The 15,708-nt window shown below is 51.3% G+C and carries 12 protein-coding genes and 1 pseudogene; 2 read left to right on the forward strand and 11 right to left on the reverse strand.

Annotation, left to right across the window (positions count from 1 at the left end):
* Window positions 1–519: 519 nt before the first annotated feature.
* The 3 genes and pseudogenes from ERE07_RS20895 to ERE07_RS20905 all read right to left on the reverse strand — a co-directional run bounded on the left by ERE07_RS20895 (window position 520) and on the right by ERE07_RS20905 (window position 3,075).
* A pseudogene (locus ERE07_RS20895) lies at window positions 520–855 on the reverse strand (helix-turn-helix domain-containing protein).
* 57 nt (window positions 856–912) lie between these two features.
* Window positions 913–1,923: a virulence RhuM family protein gene (locus ERE07_RS20900; RefSeq protein ID WP_130010965.1), complete on the reverse strand. Its 1,011-nt coding sequence runs from the start codon at window positions 1,921–1,923 to the stop codon at window positions 913–915.
* 24 nt (window positions 1,924–1,947) lie between these two features.
* A complete protein-coding gene (locus ERE07_RS20905) occupies window positions 1,948–3,075 on the reverse strand; it encodes a Fic family protein (protein ID WP_130010966.1) in 1,128 nt (375 codons plus the stop codon).
* Window positions 3,076–3,220: 145 nt separating this feature from the next.
* On the opposite strand from ERE07_RS20905, the gene ERE07_RS20910 reads away from it, so the two are divergent.
* Both ERE07_RS20910 and ERE07_RS20915 read left to right on the forward strand, forming a co-directional pair.
* Window positions 3,221–3,541 (forward strand): nucleotide pyrophosphohydrolase, encoded by a 321-nt coding sequence (locus ERE07_RS20910; RefSeq protein ID WP_130010967.1) that lies wholly within the window; start codon window positions 3,221–3,223, stop codon window positions 3,539–3,541.
* Window positions 3,538–5,724 (forward strand): DNA/RNA helicase domain-containing protein, encoded by a 2,187-nt coding sequence (locus ERE07_RS20915; RefSeq protein WP_130010968.1) that lies wholly within the window; start codon window positions 3,538–3,540, stop codon window positions 5,722–5,724. Before ERE07_RS20910 ends, ERE07_RS20915 begins: the two co-directional genes overlap by 4 nt.
* Before the next feature lie 49 nt (window positions 5,725–5,773).
* Here ERE07_RS20915 and ERE07_RS20920 read toward each other — a convergent pair whose 3' ends face one another.
* From ERE07_RS20920 to ERE07_RS20960, 8 genes are all read right to left on the reverse strand, one after another.
* Window positions 5,774–6,706 (reverse strand): nucleotidyl transferase AbiEii/AbiGii toxin family protein, encoded by a 933-nt coding sequence (locus tag ERE07_RS20920; RefSeq protein WP_130010969.1) that lies wholly within the window; start codon window positions 6,704–6,706, stop codon window positions 5,774–5,776.
* Window positions 6,699–7,457: a type IV toxin-antitoxin system AbiEi family antitoxin domain-containing protein gene (locus ERE07_RS20925; protein WP_130010970.1), complete on the reverse strand. Its 759-nt coding sequence runs from the start codon at window positions 7,455–7,457 to the stop codon at window positions 6,699–6,701. The genes ERE07_RS20920 and ERE07_RS20925 overlap by 8 nt, the downstream gene beginning before the upstream one ends.
* Before the next feature lie 179 nt (window positions 7,458–7,636).
* Window positions 7,637–7,849 (reverse strand): plasmid-related protein, encoded by a 213-nt coding sequence (locus ERE07_RS20930; RefSeq protein ID WP_102070947.1) that lies wholly within the window; start codon window positions 7,847–7,849, stop codon window positions 7,637–7,639.
* Between the two features lie 1,073 nt (window positions 7,850–8,922).
* A complete protein-coding gene (locus ERE07_RS20940) occupies window positions 8,923–9,285 on the reverse strand; it encodes a helix-turn-helix domain-containing protein (protein ID WP_041682660.1) in 363 nt (120 codons plus the stop codon).
* 243 nt (window positions 9,286–9,528) lie between these two features.
* A complete protein-coding gene (locus ERE07_RS20945; RefSeq protein ID WP_130010971.1) occupies window positions 9,529–10,020 on the reverse strand; it encodes a very short patch repair endonuclease in 492 nt (163 codons plus the stop codon).
* Window positions 10,021–10,043: 23 nt separating this feature from the next.
* Window positions 10,044–11,840: an AIPR family protein gene (locus ERE07_RS20950; protein ID WP_130010972.1), complete on the reverse strand. Its 1,797-nt coding sequence runs from the start codon at window positions 11,838–11,840 to the stop codon at window positions 10,044–10,046.
* Between the two features lie 2 nt (window positions 11,841–11,842).
* Complete coding sequence (locus ERE07_RS20955) at window positions 11,843–12,865, reverse strand: PD-(D/E)XK motif protein (RefSeq protein ID WP_167671044.1); 1,023 nt, start codon at window positions 12,863–12,865, stop codon at window positions 11,843–11,845.
* Window positions 12,849–15,707, reverse strand: coding sequence for a Z1 domain-containing protein (locus ERE07_RS20960; RefSeq protein ID WP_130010974.1), 2,859 nt, complete (start codon window positions 15,705–15,707; stop codon window positions 12,849–12,851). The genes ERE07_RS20955 and ERE07_RS20960 overlap by 17 nt, the downstream gene beginning before the upstream one ends.
* Window position 15,708: the final 1 nt, after the last annotated feature.

Consider the following 15,708-nt stretch of genomic DNA (forward strand, 5'->3'; position numbering starts at 1 on the left):
TGCGCCGCACCGGACGCGGGGGAAGAGAGTTTATGGCCATATCGTGTCCACGATAAATAAGCGGATGCTTATCCTCTCTTATTCAGGCAGTCGACTCAATGTGTGTTCACCGGATGCATACACCTGAAACGGCTTAGTTAACGCCGTTAAGCCGATGACTAAAAACTGACGGTCGCAACTGCGACCGTTCGTCAATGTGTATTCGGCAGACTCTTACTAAAAAAGGCCGTCTCTGCACAAACAGAGACGGCCTCCGAAATTGGTGCGGGGCCGGAATCGAACCGGCACGCCTTGCGGCGGGGGATTTTGAGTTGGCGATTTACGGTGCTTTCATAGGGAAGCGGTGCGAAATCGAGTGCAAATAAAAATAGATAAAACTAGTTATAAATCAGTAGGTTAGCGTAATTCTGTAAAAACCGAAAGAACTGATGTGTGTACCTGTAGTGTACCGAAATAAGCTGCAGCGGTACAGTTCGGTACACCGAGAGTAGCTTTAGACACGGCCAGCTCGATTTCGTCTTAGGCGTGCATCAGCAGCAAATGGTCGACTGGTTCCGGCGTTTTTCGTACACGGATCTCAATGTCCTAGCCTAAACGATTCAGGCAATCCATAAGCTTACGTTCGGAGAAGTTCGAGAACTCACCACGCAGTAGACTTGAAACTGTGGGTTGGGTGAGGCCCATGCGCTCTGCTGCTTCGGCCTGTGTGAATCCTCGCTGACGAATAGCCTTGGCGATTTCGACCGTCAGCCTTGATTTGATCTGAAGCTTGTCGGCATCGGGCAGGCCCAGGTCGGCGAACACATTGCCTGAACTGACCTCGACTTCAACTCCTTCAACAATACGTTTATTCATTTTCCAACTCCTGCGCGACAATCGCGGCGGCCTTCAAGCGCTGATGGATGATACCTGTCAGTGCTTTTTACCCTTGTGTTTAAGGTCTTCTTCCAGCTGTTCGATTTCCTTCAAATCCATAGCGTCCGCTGCCTTGCCTTCGGCAATACGCCGCTGCTGATCGAAGACCTCATAACGCTCACGAGCAATCTTTTCCATGTTCTCGCGGCTGGCTGAGCCGGCACCGTCAAGGACGGCCTGGTCGTTGAAAGCCAGCATCCTGTCGATGTTGTTACGCCAGAAGTCCAAGGTCAGTTCCTTCTGCTGCTTGAGTCGCAACTCGGCTTGCTCAAGGAAGATCACCACCAACCTATTCAGTGTGTCTATCTCATCAGCTGTCAGGTAGTTTTTAGCGACGATGACATCCTGTTTGCGCACTCGCGAGCCACTCCAACTGGTCAATGCCATATTGGGCTGGCTGGGATTAGAGCGTTTCAGAATCAGCTCGGCGGCGGTATGAGCGGTGGTGGCATAGAGCAGCTTGTTCTGTACCTCGGCAAAGAACAGCGCCGTTTCCCGCTCGCGAGCCTGGTAGTCAGAGCTGAGTGAGAATAGTTCACGAACCTTCTGGTAAAAGCGCTTCTCCGAGGCCCGTATGTCGCGAATGCGTTCCAGCAACTCATCGAAGTAATCCCAGCCACCGGGGTTTTTCAGGCGCTCGTCATCCATCACGAAACCCTTGCGCAAAAACTCCTTGAGATGGGTGCTGGCCCACTGGCGGAACTGCGCGCCACGAGGCGAACGCACGCGGTAACCGAGAGCCAGGATCAGGTCGAGGTTGTAGTAAGTAATCTTCCGCTTGACCTGCCGACCACCCTCAGACTGAACTGTCAAGGATTCCTTGACAGTTGCCTCAGGGGCTAACTCATTGTCCTCAAATATGTTTTTTGCATGCAGGGAGACATTCTGCTTGGTGGTCTGAAACAGTTCAGCGATTTCCAACTGACTCAACCAGATCGTCTCAGTCTCCACCCGAAGGTGAAGCCGGGTTTGGCCGTCGTCGCTGGTGTACAGAATCAATTCACTCATGCCCTGTTCCCTTTGGCTGTTTTTTCATCGCTTAAAACCGTAATGACGTACTTCGTAGTTCGTGCTTCGACCACCGGCTGCAGTTCTCTGAAGCACTTCGTACTGTACCAACTCAGTAATGTCGCGAAGCGCTGTGTCTTGCGAACACTTGGCAATCGCAGCCCATTTACTCGTCGTTAGCTTCCCTTCAAACCCATCCAGCAACCGATTTAGCACCTTGATCTGGCGCTCATTCATCGGGATGGTGGCGGCTTGTTGCCAGAACTTCGCCTTGACCAGGACCTGATCCAGGGTGCCATGCGCTTGATCCACGGCCTTTAGCAAAGTTGCCAGGAACCATTCCAGCCAGCCAGTCACATCCATGTCGCCCTTTTGTGTGCGTTCAAGAATGTCGTAATAGGCTTTGCGCTCCCGCTGAATTTGCGCAGAGAGACTGTAGAACCGCTGTGTGCTGCCATCCGCGCGGACCAGAAGCAGATCGCCTATGGCACGGGCAACCCGTCCATTGCCGTCATCAAACGGATGCAGCGTGACGAACCATAAGTGTCCCAAGCCGGCACGCAGTAGGGTGGGCTCTTTGATGCTGGTGTCATTCAGCCAGGCCAGGAAGCGATCCATCTCTGCAGGCAGGTGACTGGCCGGAGGCGCTTCAAAATGAACTTTCTCACGACCAATGGAACCAGAAATCACTTGCATGGGACCGGTGGAGTCGTCGCGCCAAGTGCCGACGTGAATGTGGCTCATGCCAGAGTAGCCAGTTGGAAACAATGCGGCGTGCCAGCCGAACAGGCGCTTGATCGTCAGAGGGGCAACCGCATTTCCGGTTGCGTCCAGTACCATATCTACTACGCCCTCTATGTGACGATCCACAGGGGCCAGAGCGCCGATGTCTACGCCCAGGCGACGAGCGACCGAGGATCGGACTGAGGCTACATTCAGTGATTCGCCTTCGATGGCACTGGTCTGGACGACATCTTCAGTTAGTGCAGAGAGGCTGGCCTCATCACGCAAGGCCATGCCCACGTCCGCCAAGCGACCGAGGAGTAATCCTTGGGCACGGCTAACCGCTGCCAAGGGCTCGGCCAGGGCAGTGAGGTCGTATTGCCAATTAGGCCAATGCGGCGATCGCCAGATGTAATCTCCGTAATTCATGCGGTGATTGTGGGATGTTTTAGCCTGGCTGTCAATTGCTGCGTGCCTCCTTCAATGCTAGCGCCAGGGGATGCTATTCAGTGCAACTTGGATTCGGGCAAGTTACTATCCCTTCTATTACGTTAAGCCAGAACAGGTTAAGCAAATGGACCAAGTCATGCAAAGGTTGCGCCAGTTTCGCGATGATCGCGACTGGAAGCAGTTTCATAACCCTAAAGATTTGGCGATGGCCTTGAGCATTGAAGCCAGCGAGTTGTTAGAAGCTTTTCTATGGAAGGCACCGGAAGCAGCCGATACCGAAAAAGTAAAGGAAGAGCTGGCGGATGTGCTGGCCTATGCCTTGCTGCTATCCGATGCTTACGGTTTTGATATTCAAAAAATCGTCTTAGATAAAATTGAGCGAAACGAAGCAAAGTATCCTATAGATAAAGCCAAGGGTAGCGCCAAAAAATATACTGAGCTATGAGTCAGCAGCATCTTGTCGAAGTGACCCGATACGGTTTTTCGATCGACACTTTGAACGGCATAAGGGCCAACGCCTACGCCACCAATAATTGGCCTCTGGTGTATATACTCAGCGATGGCATCACGCACCGTGCCTACGTTGGCGAAACCACCGACACGCTCACTCGTTTAGGCACGCACCTAAAGCATGCAGACAAAAAATCGTTAACTACGGTGCACCTGATCAGCAGTGAGCGTTTCAACAAATCAGCGACGCTTGATATCGAGTCGGGGCTTATTAAATATATCGCGGCCGACGGTCGCTTCAAGCTACTGAACGGCAATCTGGGTCTGGTCGATCACAATTACTACCAGAAAGACGAGCTTTATTCGCCGATCTTTCGTGAAACCTGGAACAAATTGCGGGCACAAGGGGTTGCAGAACACTCGCTCGAAGCCATCGATAACTCTGATGTCTTTAAGTACTCGCCCTACAAATCTTTATCATTTGATCAGCGGCAAGGCTTAATTGAAATAATGCGCGCTCTTCTGGAGCCTGGAGTGAAGAACATTGTGGTAGAGGGTGGTGCGGGGACTGGGAAGTCAGTTCTGGCCATTTTCCTTTTTAAGCTTGTTCATTCCGATGATACTGATTTGAGCTTGCGCGAATTTTCTGAGGAAGAAACTGAGCTGCGAGACCTGCTGGTACGGCTTAAACAACGCTACATAACGCCGCGCATGGCGCTGGTCGTGCCGATGGGATCGTTCAGGAGCACCTTGAAAAAAGCGTTCAGGAATGTGGTCGGCTTGCACCCGGATATGGTCATCAGTCCTTCGGAGCTGGCAACGCAGCGCTATGACATTGTGCTAGTTGACGAATCGCATAGGCTGCGCAAGCGTGTGAATTTAGGCGCATACTTCGGCAACTTCGACAAAGCCTGCGCGGTGCTTGGGCTAGATAAACACGCCTGCAGCGAAGTTGATTGGGTAACGCAACAGGCAGATAAGGCGGTTTTTTTCTATGACCCGAACCAATCCATCAAACCGTCTGATGCCAATGCCACGGATTTTCAGACAATCAAAGCGTTGCCCGAATCGAAGGTAATGACGTTGGTTTCCCAGTTTCGTATCCAGGCGGGGCAGCACTATGTGCAATTTATTGACGATCTTCTGAACACACGGCTTGTTGCTAACGAAAAATTCAGCTCAAAAAAATACGAGTTTTTACTGTTTGACGATATATCCGAGCTCGTGAAGGAAATTGGCCTGAAGAATCAACACTACGGTCTAGCGCGCTTGGTTGCTGGTTATGCTTGGCCATGGGTGTCAAAAAACGACTCGAGCCTGTACGACATTGAAATCGACAAGGTTCGGCTGCGCTGGAATAGGACCAACGCTGACTGGATCAATGCGAAAGGCTCTGAACACGAAGTTGGCTGTATCCATACCACTCAAGGCTATGACCTTAACTACACGGGCGTCATTTTCGGTAGAGAAATCCGCTATGACAAAGTGCTGGGCCAAATCTTTATTGATAAAAAGTACTATTTCGATCTCAATGGCAAGCAAACCATAAAAGACCCAGAACAGTTGAAGCAATACATACTGAATATTTACAGAACTATTATGTTGCGCGGCATAAAGGGTACTTTCGTTTACGCTTGTGATGATGATCTTCGTGATTATCTGAGGCAGCATATACCCGCGTACAAACCTGCTGTTGGCAAGTTCACCAAGCCAGTTGCAACGTTAGTGCCCTATGTTAACGCTGTACCTTTCTACGACTTGCAGGCCGCCGCTGGCGGTTTTAGTGATCTTCAGTACGTCGAGCATGAAAATTGGGTGGCTGTGCCGCAGGGCGTCGCTGTGGGCAAAAGCCTTTTTGCCTGCCGGGTTGTGGGCGAATCAATGAATAAAATCATTCCTAATGGCTCAATCTGCCTTTTTAGGATGAATCCAGGTGGAAGCCGAAACGGCAAGATCGTGCTGGTTGAGTGCGCCGACACCCAAGATGGTGATGCAGGCTCTCGGTACACGGTCAAGGAATACGAAAGTATTAAGATTGATACTGAAGAGGAGTGGCATCACGAGCAAATTCGCTTGAAACCACAGTCGACCGACCCAAACCTTGCGACGCTTGAGCTTAGCAACGACGACGAATATCGTTATCGTGTTGTTGGTGAATTCATATGCGTCATCAGTTAAGTTGCGTTTTTTTAACGGAACTGACATTCATGTCGGCTGTCCACTGCCGTTAGTAGACAGGGCCAGTCTGATCCAAGCCAGCGACCAAAGCATCGGCTTGTGCAGAAAAATCTGTAGGTCGTCGTTTACGGAAGGCTTCGAGATTGGCGAGCTTCCAGCGCAAGGCAGGAAGGTCTGCAGCATGGGTGCATTGCAGCAAAGACCAATCAGGTTCTGCACGCACCAACCCGGCTAGGAGCTGCTTGTGTTTGTCAGTCAACCTTTGTAGAAGGTCTTGCCGTAACCGGGCGCGTGCTTCAAGTAGCACCTCCAGCGAACAGTCCACTTCTGTCATACCTACAAAAGCACGTTCGTACTCTGCCGCAATGTCTTTGTCGTTGCCAAACAGCACCTCATGCGGTGGGCGATTGTGTCCAGCCAGGTAGATCACGAAGCATTCAGCCATGCCGTCACTGAGGCCACCCGACTCATACAGTTGCCACACATCGAACAAGTCGCGTGGATGTTGTCGGTCCAAGGCGGCAACCAGTTTGCCGGCGTACAGTTCATCATGAGCGAGGATAGGTGTTTCGAACTCGACACCGAACAGATCGCTGGTTCTCGCACTCAACGGCCGATGTTCAACCGGCAGTACCGTGCCTCGGAAAACAATGTTCACTTCGATTTTGACTTGGCTGGTGTCATTCTCGACGATCAGCTTGGTGTCACTCAAACCCTTGCTGCGAATCAGGCGTGTCTGTACTCCAAGCGGTTCGACCCGCTGGGCAATGGCGGCCAGTTCATCGTTGATGGCTTTCAGGGCTTCATCTCGTTGTGTTTGCCAAGGCCGATACACCAGGTCGATATCGACGGATAGACGGGGCATGTCTTGTATGAAAAGATTGATTGCCGTGCCGCCTTTCATTGCGAAAATATCGCTGTCGAAAACGGCAGGGGTAACGGCCAGCAGCAGGCGAACCGTATCGGCGTAGGTTTTATCCATGTGGGTTCAGGCTTAATAGGGTGCCGTCGGAGAGTTGGCTCATCCAACGTTTATTGCTGCCCGTGCGCAGAGGATAGCGAGTCAGGAGATCATCGACGTTCACTATTTCGGTTTCCCGCGCCCAGGTGAGGAACAGGCGAACGGTTTTCACGCTGGTGCAGCAAGTTAGCAACTGACCGAACAGTTCCTTGCGTGGCGACCGTAGGCCGTCAAAGAGGTTGCGTGCTTCTTCCAGGCTTTGCCTGGTACCAGCGTCGTACAGCATTTCTAGCACAGCCCGTTCGGCAACCGATACACATAGGGCTTCGGGTTGGCCAGGCGGCGTGCCCAAGGTCTTGGCAGGCAGGGTGTCGTCGGGCCAGTCGAAAAGGCTGGCGTAGACGTAGCGCGCCGGAAAGCGTAGGGTGAACCAGGCGGGTAGGGTATAGCGTACGTCACCCCACAGCACCAGCGTATCGCGACTGCCTAGGTTGTGCCTCACGCCGTGGATGGCCAGTGCGCTCTTACCCCCGACATGCAGGCCGGGTACGTGTTGTTGGAGAAACTGCAATGCGCCATAGACGCTGAAGTTGTCATTGGGGAAGGCGTAGACGCCTTGAGCCAGGCGCACGAGCCAGCCATTTTTGGCATAGGCTGCGGCGAGCTTGGGCGACACCCCAAGCGCGGCCAAGGTGGTCAAGTCAAATGGCGCACCGCGTGGAAGGTCGGATTGCAACCGTTTGATTAGATCGTGTCGTAAATTTCTATCCATAGATGAAAAATAGCACAAAACCTAATCATTTTGTTGATTTATAAAACACAGATTGCGCAGCGGCAATCTGACGAACTTTTCAGTTTCGGCATCCCTGCGGGAATTAATTGTGACGCTACCACCACATTTTCGTGCGTGCTGAGGGCCGCGATGCGGTGGTATCCCATTTGAAATAGATGCTACGCGGCGTCAATCAAATCGGCGACAACGCTTGCACGAAAGTACACTCGTCGGCCAACTTTCCGCCGTGCGGCATTCCATTGCTCGGCGAATTCGCTTTGGCTTCGTAACGAGATCCGTAGTCCATCAGGGCTACGTTTTAGCAGCTCGGATAAATCGATCAAAGACAATAACGGCCCATACCGTTCAATCAGTTGTTCTTCGGTTGTCATCGAATGACTCCTGGTTGGTTCTCCCTGATACGCAATACTCGTCGGGAGTGTTTCGCTGCTTGGCAGCTCAGTGCAAGAAAACGACCCGCGAGCGCGGTGCGCTGGTGGGTCATGGCTATCCCGGAGGGATCTGGGTGCTAGGCGCAGTAGGCGAGCGTCTTATTACGTTCGATGAGGGCATGAACGCTTGCGGCAGTGACGCCACTGGATCTTTTCCCGATCTTGATCAGTACCAGCTGGCCTTCGTTTACCAGTCGATAAATTGTGGATCTTGAAACCCCAAGTTTGGCTTCGGCAATATGTATTCGGTAAAGAAGAGCTTGGTCGGACGACTGTGAGACTTCGAATCTACCTACTACGTGGTCAGAAGGTCGTTGCTGGGACTGTTGTTGCATTGTTTCCTCCATAAAAAACCTTGGTAAGCACCCTGAGGGCATGCCCAAGATGCTTGCCAAAGCAGGCGCGGTCAGCGCCTTCGTGACTGGTCCGCCAAGATGCCACGATGGGGACCAGTTGCTTGGATCATTTTCGGTAGAGCCCGCCGCTGGCCCACTATTGTGGTTCGTCGGGATGCTGAAAACTGCGGTCTTTGCCGCTGTCATCAATGGATTACGCGCCATCCATCGAGCTTGGCCTGCCTTTGGCAGTACCGGCGTCCGTTGTCACGGAACGTCATCTACTTCCCTCGGTATCTGCCAGTCGCTACCGGCCCAAGAGAGCAATGATTTTTCACCTGCTTTACTCCTACCCAGGTGCTTGTCGCCCCGCTTAATGCTGGCGTAACGGGTAGCCGCGCACTCACACCGCCCGTTGCCGGACAGGGCGCGGTATTTATCGGTGTTGTGTTGTTAAAGAGCGGGATTGCTGTAATCATTACGTATCCACTTGTTAGAGTCAATATCCAAGTAATAAATAAAAGTTATGTGGAAGGAAAAAACTGTAAAATCTGCCTTGGAATGACACAAAAAGAATCGCCCTGGTTCACTGTGGAACACAGGGCGATCCGGGTATTTTTATTGTGTTTTTTTGTATCTTGGCCAATAGCTGAGGATAATCCAGCCGATTGTTGAAACTTAATCGTGCTCTTCGGAATGTCGGGCTTGTTGGGCTATCTTCATCTTTATGTAGTCACCGATATCTTCCAGTACGGGAGGAGGCAGCTCCTCAAGCGTATACCTAGGAGTATCCGGCCATGGCCATTCCATCTCGAACATTTCACCTTTTCCTGTAACCAGCCATTCAGCGCGAACGTGGAGCGCCGCTGCAATCCATACGATGTGACGGGAAGTCTCATTGCGGCCGATTTCAATATGGGCTATGGCGCTTTGGCTTATAGGGGGATTGAGGAGTTTGGCCAATGCTTCTTGCGATAGGCCGCGCTTCTTACGTGCGGCAAGTAAGCGTGCGCCAATGCTGTTTATGGGACTCGGCGTCATGGGATTTTTCAATTGGTGGATACGTCATGAGTAAATTGTAAGTGTATTTGTACTTATAGAACATTGCTTAACGATTAGCAATTATGGAGATCGCTAATGGTTAAGTAATTATAGTGCGCCATTCTGGCATTTAATGCGACGGTGTGAGAGACAAAAATTGTCAAGAATAATACTATTGAAATCGAGGAATAGGTCGAAAGGGCCGCAAGCTGAAAGAAGAATACCCTTCTCTGACTGAATGGCTTATAGAGCGGAAGAGTCAGTGGATAAATGGATGTTCAGATCTTGATTTAACGCGATCTCGCCTGTTTTAGCATCACTATTTATCCATTGATTCATTAGCGTTCTGAGCAGCGAGATTGCTGGCCTCGTTCGGGTAGCACACTCCCAAACCACAAGTACCCTCCATCCAGCTACGACTAAGTCAGCAATAGCACGTTTGTCTCGCAGTACATTCTGGTCCAGTTTTTGACGCCAAAAATCAGCATTATTTGATGGCAGTCGTGCATATTTGCACTTTGGATGCTGGTGCCAGAAGCATCCGTGAACAAAGATTGCAATTTTTCTGCCCAGCATGACAACGTCAGGAGATCCTGGCAAATCATTTCGATGCAGACGGTACCGATAGCCATCGGAATGGAGAAGGTTACGAACAATTAGCTCAGGCTTTGTGCCCTTGTTGCGAATTCCGCCCATCATCCTGCTGCGGCGGCTGGGGCTGACAATATCGGTCACTGCTGCCCAAATAAGTGATTGATCTAATTTAGCTCGGGAATATCATCCCGGATCGGAGAGTAGCTGGCTGAGCGTACTCCCTCCCAGCATTCCGGTTTCTTGGCCCATTCAGAAATCATCCTTCCTTCTGAGCCTCGATGCAGCGCGTCGTTAACCTCTGACGCCCATGTGGCAATTTGCATCTTTAGCGCGGCTGATATGTCTTGCTGCATCCAAATTTGGTCCAAGGCGATCCCGTTACCCAGTTTCTGAGAAGTCAACGATACGAGATAAGCGGCCACGTTGGCTTGAAAGGCTGGGAACATTGGTCTGACAAGGGCATGAGCTTTCTTGAATAGTATAGCTTTCGCTATCATTTCCTTGAATGTGGTTATATCGGGGAGAGGCGTAGCAGATTGTCCTTCGGATGGAGTAATTTCATCCATGTAGCGTTCGAAATTTTTCTGCGCGCCAAGGCTGACGAGGTAAGGCTTTTGATTCCATGCGTTCAGATACTTGGCCAAATCAGTCTTTGTGATTTTTCTGGCTGCGGGAATTACTTCCGTTCTTAGGTGTTTGAGTTTGGAAGGGGTTGTACCCTCCCTAGCAAGTAAGGTCTTGTAACTACCGGCTGTTCGCTCATAGAACCACCTCCCCACTCCGTTCGGGCAATAGGTTCCTTGGGCCAGTTTTTCAATTTCCACATGGTACGGCTTATTGGCAGAAAGGTCAGACTGCCTTACTGCATTTTGGCTGTTGGCATACCGTGAAATGTCAGAAATGAGAGCTTCTTCTGCCGCATCATCCTGGGACCGCAAGATGATGATCTTTGCTGGTACGCGAACCAGCTGCAAATTAATTTCTGGCGACTTTTTCTTTGAGAAATAGATCGACGCTGTTGTTTGGCCCCCATTGACGATCTGCATACCCTTGAGTGAAGAGATGCCAGGGCTCCCGTCAACTGCTCTATTGATGCTGGCCTCATCGGCTACTATCACGATGCCGTTGTTGTAAGCCATAAATCGAGACGGTGAATTTTTTAAGGTATCTCTAATGCCTCGGTTTACTTTTCCCGTAACGCTTAGAAATGAACGGACATTCGCTTCCAAGAGTCGAGCCCCATATTTTTCATACACAAAACGTAGCGCTTCTCCCGGGATGACAGTCAGAGCATAGTCATAGTCATCATCCTGAGCGGGAACATAAACGCAAGGAAGGGGGCCTCCGGCCAATTCCTCAAAGTTGACAATGAGCTCGTCTCTGGGTTTGCCCTCGGACCAGTGTCGGTGCAGCCGCTCAATGTCCATGACTTCAAGCTTAATGGTTTTCCCGCTAATGTCTCGTGGCTTGAATGCTTTTGACTTCGCTTGCCGGTCCGTTACAACATAGATTCTTATTTCATCGAGATCCGGGTATCCGCCCTCAATGGTCAATGCCAGCTCATATGCATCATTGGATTCGTCCATCGTACGTGCTAGCTTTCCTTCGGCACATTTCGCCAAGAAGCGCAGGCACTGCTCAGCTGCCGTCTTGGTTTCTGTATCGGTTACCGGCGTAATTTGATCAACACCCTCGTAAAGGCTGACAAACAAATCCAGTTGTTCAGCATCCTCAGATAGGGAATAGCCACTAAGGCGCAGGTTGGCATTTCCTACTTTGGCTGAGTAATGGCAGGTCGTGGGTTCATAGGTCATTCCTACTTCCGCCATATGCTCCATGACTACTTCAGCAAAGACTGTTTCTGGGTAAGGGTATCTTTGGTCGTCTGAGGTTTCAAGACGTTCACTGATTTGAGTTCGTACATCTGCCTGAGTTTGCTTCAGGAATTCTTCCAGTTCCATTGTTAAATTATTCCAAGTTCGGTCATGACATGACGTAAGTCAATACTCAAGGAGGGAATCAAGTCAAGATCGATCTCGTAGCGAGCGCTACGGATTTCACTCGACACATTTCCACTGGTCAGGCGAGGGAACCCCTCTGTAATGCGGAGAAGCCTAGTGGACAAGTGGCTAAATTTTCGTGTGTATAGGATTTCGGAGCCAGGTAGTAGTCCTGCTCGAAGGAGTTTATCTCCCAACATGGACTGTGCCGCAGGGTCACCCGCCAATTGATTGTGAAGTGCAGCCGCTCGGCCTGAGAGTGTTTCACCGCAAGGAGACAGTTCAAGTCGGACAGCGGCCAGAAAAAGGGGTCTGGTAAGCGAGTCATCCAGTTGTTGCAGCGAGCCGATTCTTGCAGGAAAACTGCCTGCAGCAACTGTACTTTTCACTTCTATCGCACCAGTTCCAAAGCTGAAGTCCTGTATACCGTCCAGTGGGCCTTGCCAGCCATCTACGGCAGTGTTCGTTGGCAGCCCTGCTGCTATCAAGTGGTGCAGGAGATGCAGCTCTCCATAGAGGCCAACTTCAGCTTCTGGTGACAGACTGCTGTCCCGATTCTCATGCATGAAATCCTGCCAAGCACGTATGCGTGACAGAAAGAGATTAAAAATTCGTTCTTCGTCGGCCGTCGGGTAGCGCTGAATTGTTGTGATGACGTCCGTCGCCATCATTGTGAAGAGATCAAGGTTGCCGCTATCTTGTCTTGACAGTGCAAACCAGGAGTGTGCGGCTTCCCTTCCTGACAGCGATACTCTGCCCACATGAAAACCCCTGCCTTGGGGCAGATTGATAGCAGGCGGTATTCGCATCGAGGTGAAGCCAACAAGGAGAGACTCTTCATTCCCAGGGAAATGTCGCCCGGCCAAGAAGCGGCATGGTCCATTCGGTGAAATGGGAATGATCTGCCAGCCGCTATTCTCTCCGCTTCCGCCAAGGGCACGCCATGTTGCGAGCAGCTCTTCGTGATGGTTAATTTGTGGGTTCATACTCCAGCTCCCAGCCAACATTGTTGATCTTATATTCGACTTTCAGGCCTGAGTTGCTGCCCGGAAAACTTATACCGAATGCGATGATGGGATGAGTTTCTTCGGGAAATCCTGCTTCGGCCTGCTCGGGATCGAGTGCATAAATCAGAAGCACTCCACGCTCAGGATGAGCTGGTGTGTCATTTGATCCAAAACCGCGGACTTTGCGAATTGCCGGACCATTTGGCACTTCCGGCTCCTTCCCGTCAGATGCCCTGGCGGGGTCATTTCTCCATGCTTCACGCGTCAGTTTTAGCGCCTCCCCCCATGCTGCTTCATCCAGGTCTATTGCTTCGTCTCTGGGAGATAGCAAACGTCCGATAGCGTAACGGTCTTCGAATGGACCATTAGCTTTCCGCTTGAGCATACTTACAGATATACCGTTCACAATTTCAAGGTTTTCACCTGTACCACCACCAATCAAGGCCACAGTCCAATGGGTGAGCTCGTTTTTGATAGCCATGGACTGGATAAACTCGGCAAGTAGTGCGCTATTAACTTTGTGCGCTTCAGGATGAGTTCTGTATGAAGAGAGGAATTCTACGATATGAGTGGTGTCGATATCGCTCCAAAGAAAGCCTGTCCAGTTCTGTTGGCTACCAAACCTTTGTCTTGTGGGGTTTGGCTCGGGTTTGCCAAGACTGGATAGCAGTTGTTTTGCCGCGTTAAGGTTCTGCTGAAGAGTTGGGTTATCCCGGTAAAGTGACACAGTTTCCAGTAGTTGCCCGCTGAAGGACAGCATAAGGCTCTTTGCTGAACGCATTTTCAATCGTGACGTCACCATAAGTACCGAATGAGACTGCACCTTCAGGCCGTAATCCCTTGGTGTACCGTTGCTGGCTGCCATGAGGTCAAATTCGTCTCGAAGCTCTTCGGCCGCATCAGTAATGTGCTCGAACCACTCGCAAAGTTCGTGTGTCGTATATAGACGGCATAGGTCCAAGTAGTCTGGCCGGTAACCAAACCAGCGCCCCATCTGCATGAGAGTGTCATACATGCGGGAGGCGCGCAGGAAATAGCTGATGCAAAGGCCTTCCAGTGTCAGGCCGCGCGCGAGCTTGTCACCTCCGATGGCAATGACCTTTAGCCCCACCCCTTTATGGTCTGAATAGTCCAGTGCGTCTTTGGCTGTACCGTTAATCATTCTGACCTGCACGTCCCCGATGTTATCGGTAAGTGCTTGCAACACGTCTTCCCATATGGGTTGCTGTGGGGATGCTTGATCCGGGGCAATAGCAAGTATGGCCTGTGTGGTGGGGATGAAGTCTTCCTCCCAAAGGGATCGAAGACGTTGAACGATGTCTTCGTGGTCTACTCTGCGCTGGAGTCTCTGCCGTATATGCCTGACGTGTTCGTCAACCTGGCTGTGCACGTGCTGCTGTACAGCGTTAAACCGCGTCACGTGGATAAGCATGGAGCTGTGGTCACTGCCCTGGCCCCGGATATCGCGCAAGGCGCAAGACAGTAGAAAGGCGTCAATGGCCTCTACTAGAGAAGGGGGTAGCGCAGTGCCGACGTCGTGAAGCGGTGTGTGAGTGACGTTGTGCTTTTGTGGCATCCAGCCACCTCGACCGTCTCCATTCGAATAGTCGTCCACGGTCCGCACCAGAGGGACGCCGCCCTCACGCCCGTCAGGTCCTGAATGACCGAAGACTTTCGATGGCCCTATGTAGTTTGATGATGCGGCAAGGTTGATGATGAAGGCAGATGGAAATAGATCTGGCCCTTCTTCCCGTGTTGCTCCTTTTTCGTGAATAAAAATGTTTGCGAAAGGAGTCGCTGTGTAGCCGACGTAAGAAGCCTTTGAAAAGGAATGAAGGATCTTTCGGATCCTGCTGTTGATCGCGGTTGGCTGGTGTTCGTCATCCGGATTGCCTTCTGCATCAAACCATTGTTCTCCCGTATCCACAGACGCATGATCGGCCTCATCATCAATCAGGAGAAGGGGTAGCCGCGTTACGATCCTCCTGCTGGTTTCCGGATCGTGCGTATCGGCGACATGGTTTCGAATCCAGCGGTACAGCCGTTCCAGTACTGTCTTGTTCTTTTTTACGACAAACAGCCAAGGACGTTGCTCCGGTGTAATTCCCAGCTTCCTGGCGATTGCGGTGCTGAAGTCACCTTTGTCCGTGCGGTTCGTTACATAGTTTGGGCGGATGGCCGGGTCGCCATCAATCTCGCCGACACCAATGATCCTGATGTCGTCTTGCGCAGGCTTGGTCTCGTAGCCGAGAAATCCTTCATCCAAGCGCATTTGTGTCTGGGATCGCAGGTTGTTGTGCATTCCAGCAAGGACAATGATGATCTTGTAACCGGCGTCAGCTGCTTTGCATATTAGCCCTGTGTAGTTGCCTGTCTTGCCGGACTGTACATGACCGACTATGAGTCCTCGGCGGTCCCAGCTTCCGTCGCGTTTTGGGTCCTCCAGCTGCTCGAGTATGGTATCTGTGGATCTGTCCAGGGCTTCAACTACTTTGAATGAGAGCTTGCGTTCCAGCCATTCGCGATACCGCTGCCAATACCGCCAGTCCTGCTTGCGTGCTGAGGTCAGCCATGCCTCATGGTCGATATCACTTGTTAAGGCAGTGTCTTGTCCAGTCCACATGCTGAATCGGCGGATGAGCTCATCTGTTACTGCATCCCTGTTCAGGCCTTCGCCCCATTTCGGGTTCATGCTGATGACCAATGTGATTTTCTCGGCGATTAGACTAGGTGTGATATCGGAACGATCCTCATGATCCAGCAGGAGTTCCTGAACAAATTTAACGACTTTCTGTCTGTGAGCGTCTGCAGTAATTGTCATA

The organism is Allopusillimonas ginsengisoli (assembly GCF_004153455.1).
Lineage (GTDB): Bacteria > Pseudomonadota > Gammaproteobacteria > Burkholderiales > Burkholderiaceae_B > Allopusillimonas > Allopusillimonas ginsengisoli.

Coding starts and splice junctions, on each gene's coding strand:
- ERE07_RS20925 (WP_130010970.1), bottom strand. CDS start 7,457: ATGGATAGAAATTTACGACACGATCTAATCAAACGGTTGCAATCCGAC.
- ERE07_RS20915 (WP_130010968.1), top strand. CDS start 3,538: ATGAGTCAGCAGCATCTTGTCGAAGTGACCCGATACGGTTTTTCGATC.
- ERE07_RS20905 (WP_130010966.1), bottom strand. CDS start 3,075: ATGAATTACGGAGATTACATCTGGCGATCGCCGCATTGGCCTAATTGG.
- ERE07_RS20940 (WP_041682660.1), bottom strand. CDS start 9,285: ATGACGCCGAGTCCCATAAACAGCATTGGCGCACGCTTACTTGCCGCA.
- ERE07_RS20950 (WP_130010972.1), bottom strand. CDS start 11,840: ATGGAACTGGAAGAATTCCTGAAGCAAACTCAGGCAGATGTACGAACT.
- ERE07_RS20910 (WP_130010967.1), top strand. CDS start 3,221: ATGGACCAAGTCATGCAAAGGTTGCGCCAGTTTCGCGATGATCGCGAC.
- ERE07_RS20930 (WP_102070947.1), bottom strand. CDS start 7,849: ATGACAACCGAAGAACAACTGATTGAACGGTATGGGCCGTTATTGTCT.
- ERE07_RS20900 (WP_130010965.1), bottom strand. CDS start 1,923: ATGAGTGAATTGATTCTGTACACCAGCGACGACGGCCAAACCCGGCTT.
- ERE07_RS20955 (WP_167671044.1), bottom strand. CDS start 12,865: ATGAACCCACAAATTAACCATCACGAAGAGCTGCTCGCAACATGGCGT.
- ERE07_RS20960 (WP_130010974.1), bottom strand. CDS start 15,707: ATGACAATTACTGCAGACGCTCACAGACAGAAAGTCGTTAAATTTGTT.
- ERE07_RS20920 (WP_130010969.1), bottom strand. CDS start 6,706: ATGGATAAAACCTACGCCGATACGGTTCGCCTGCTGCTGGCCGTTACC.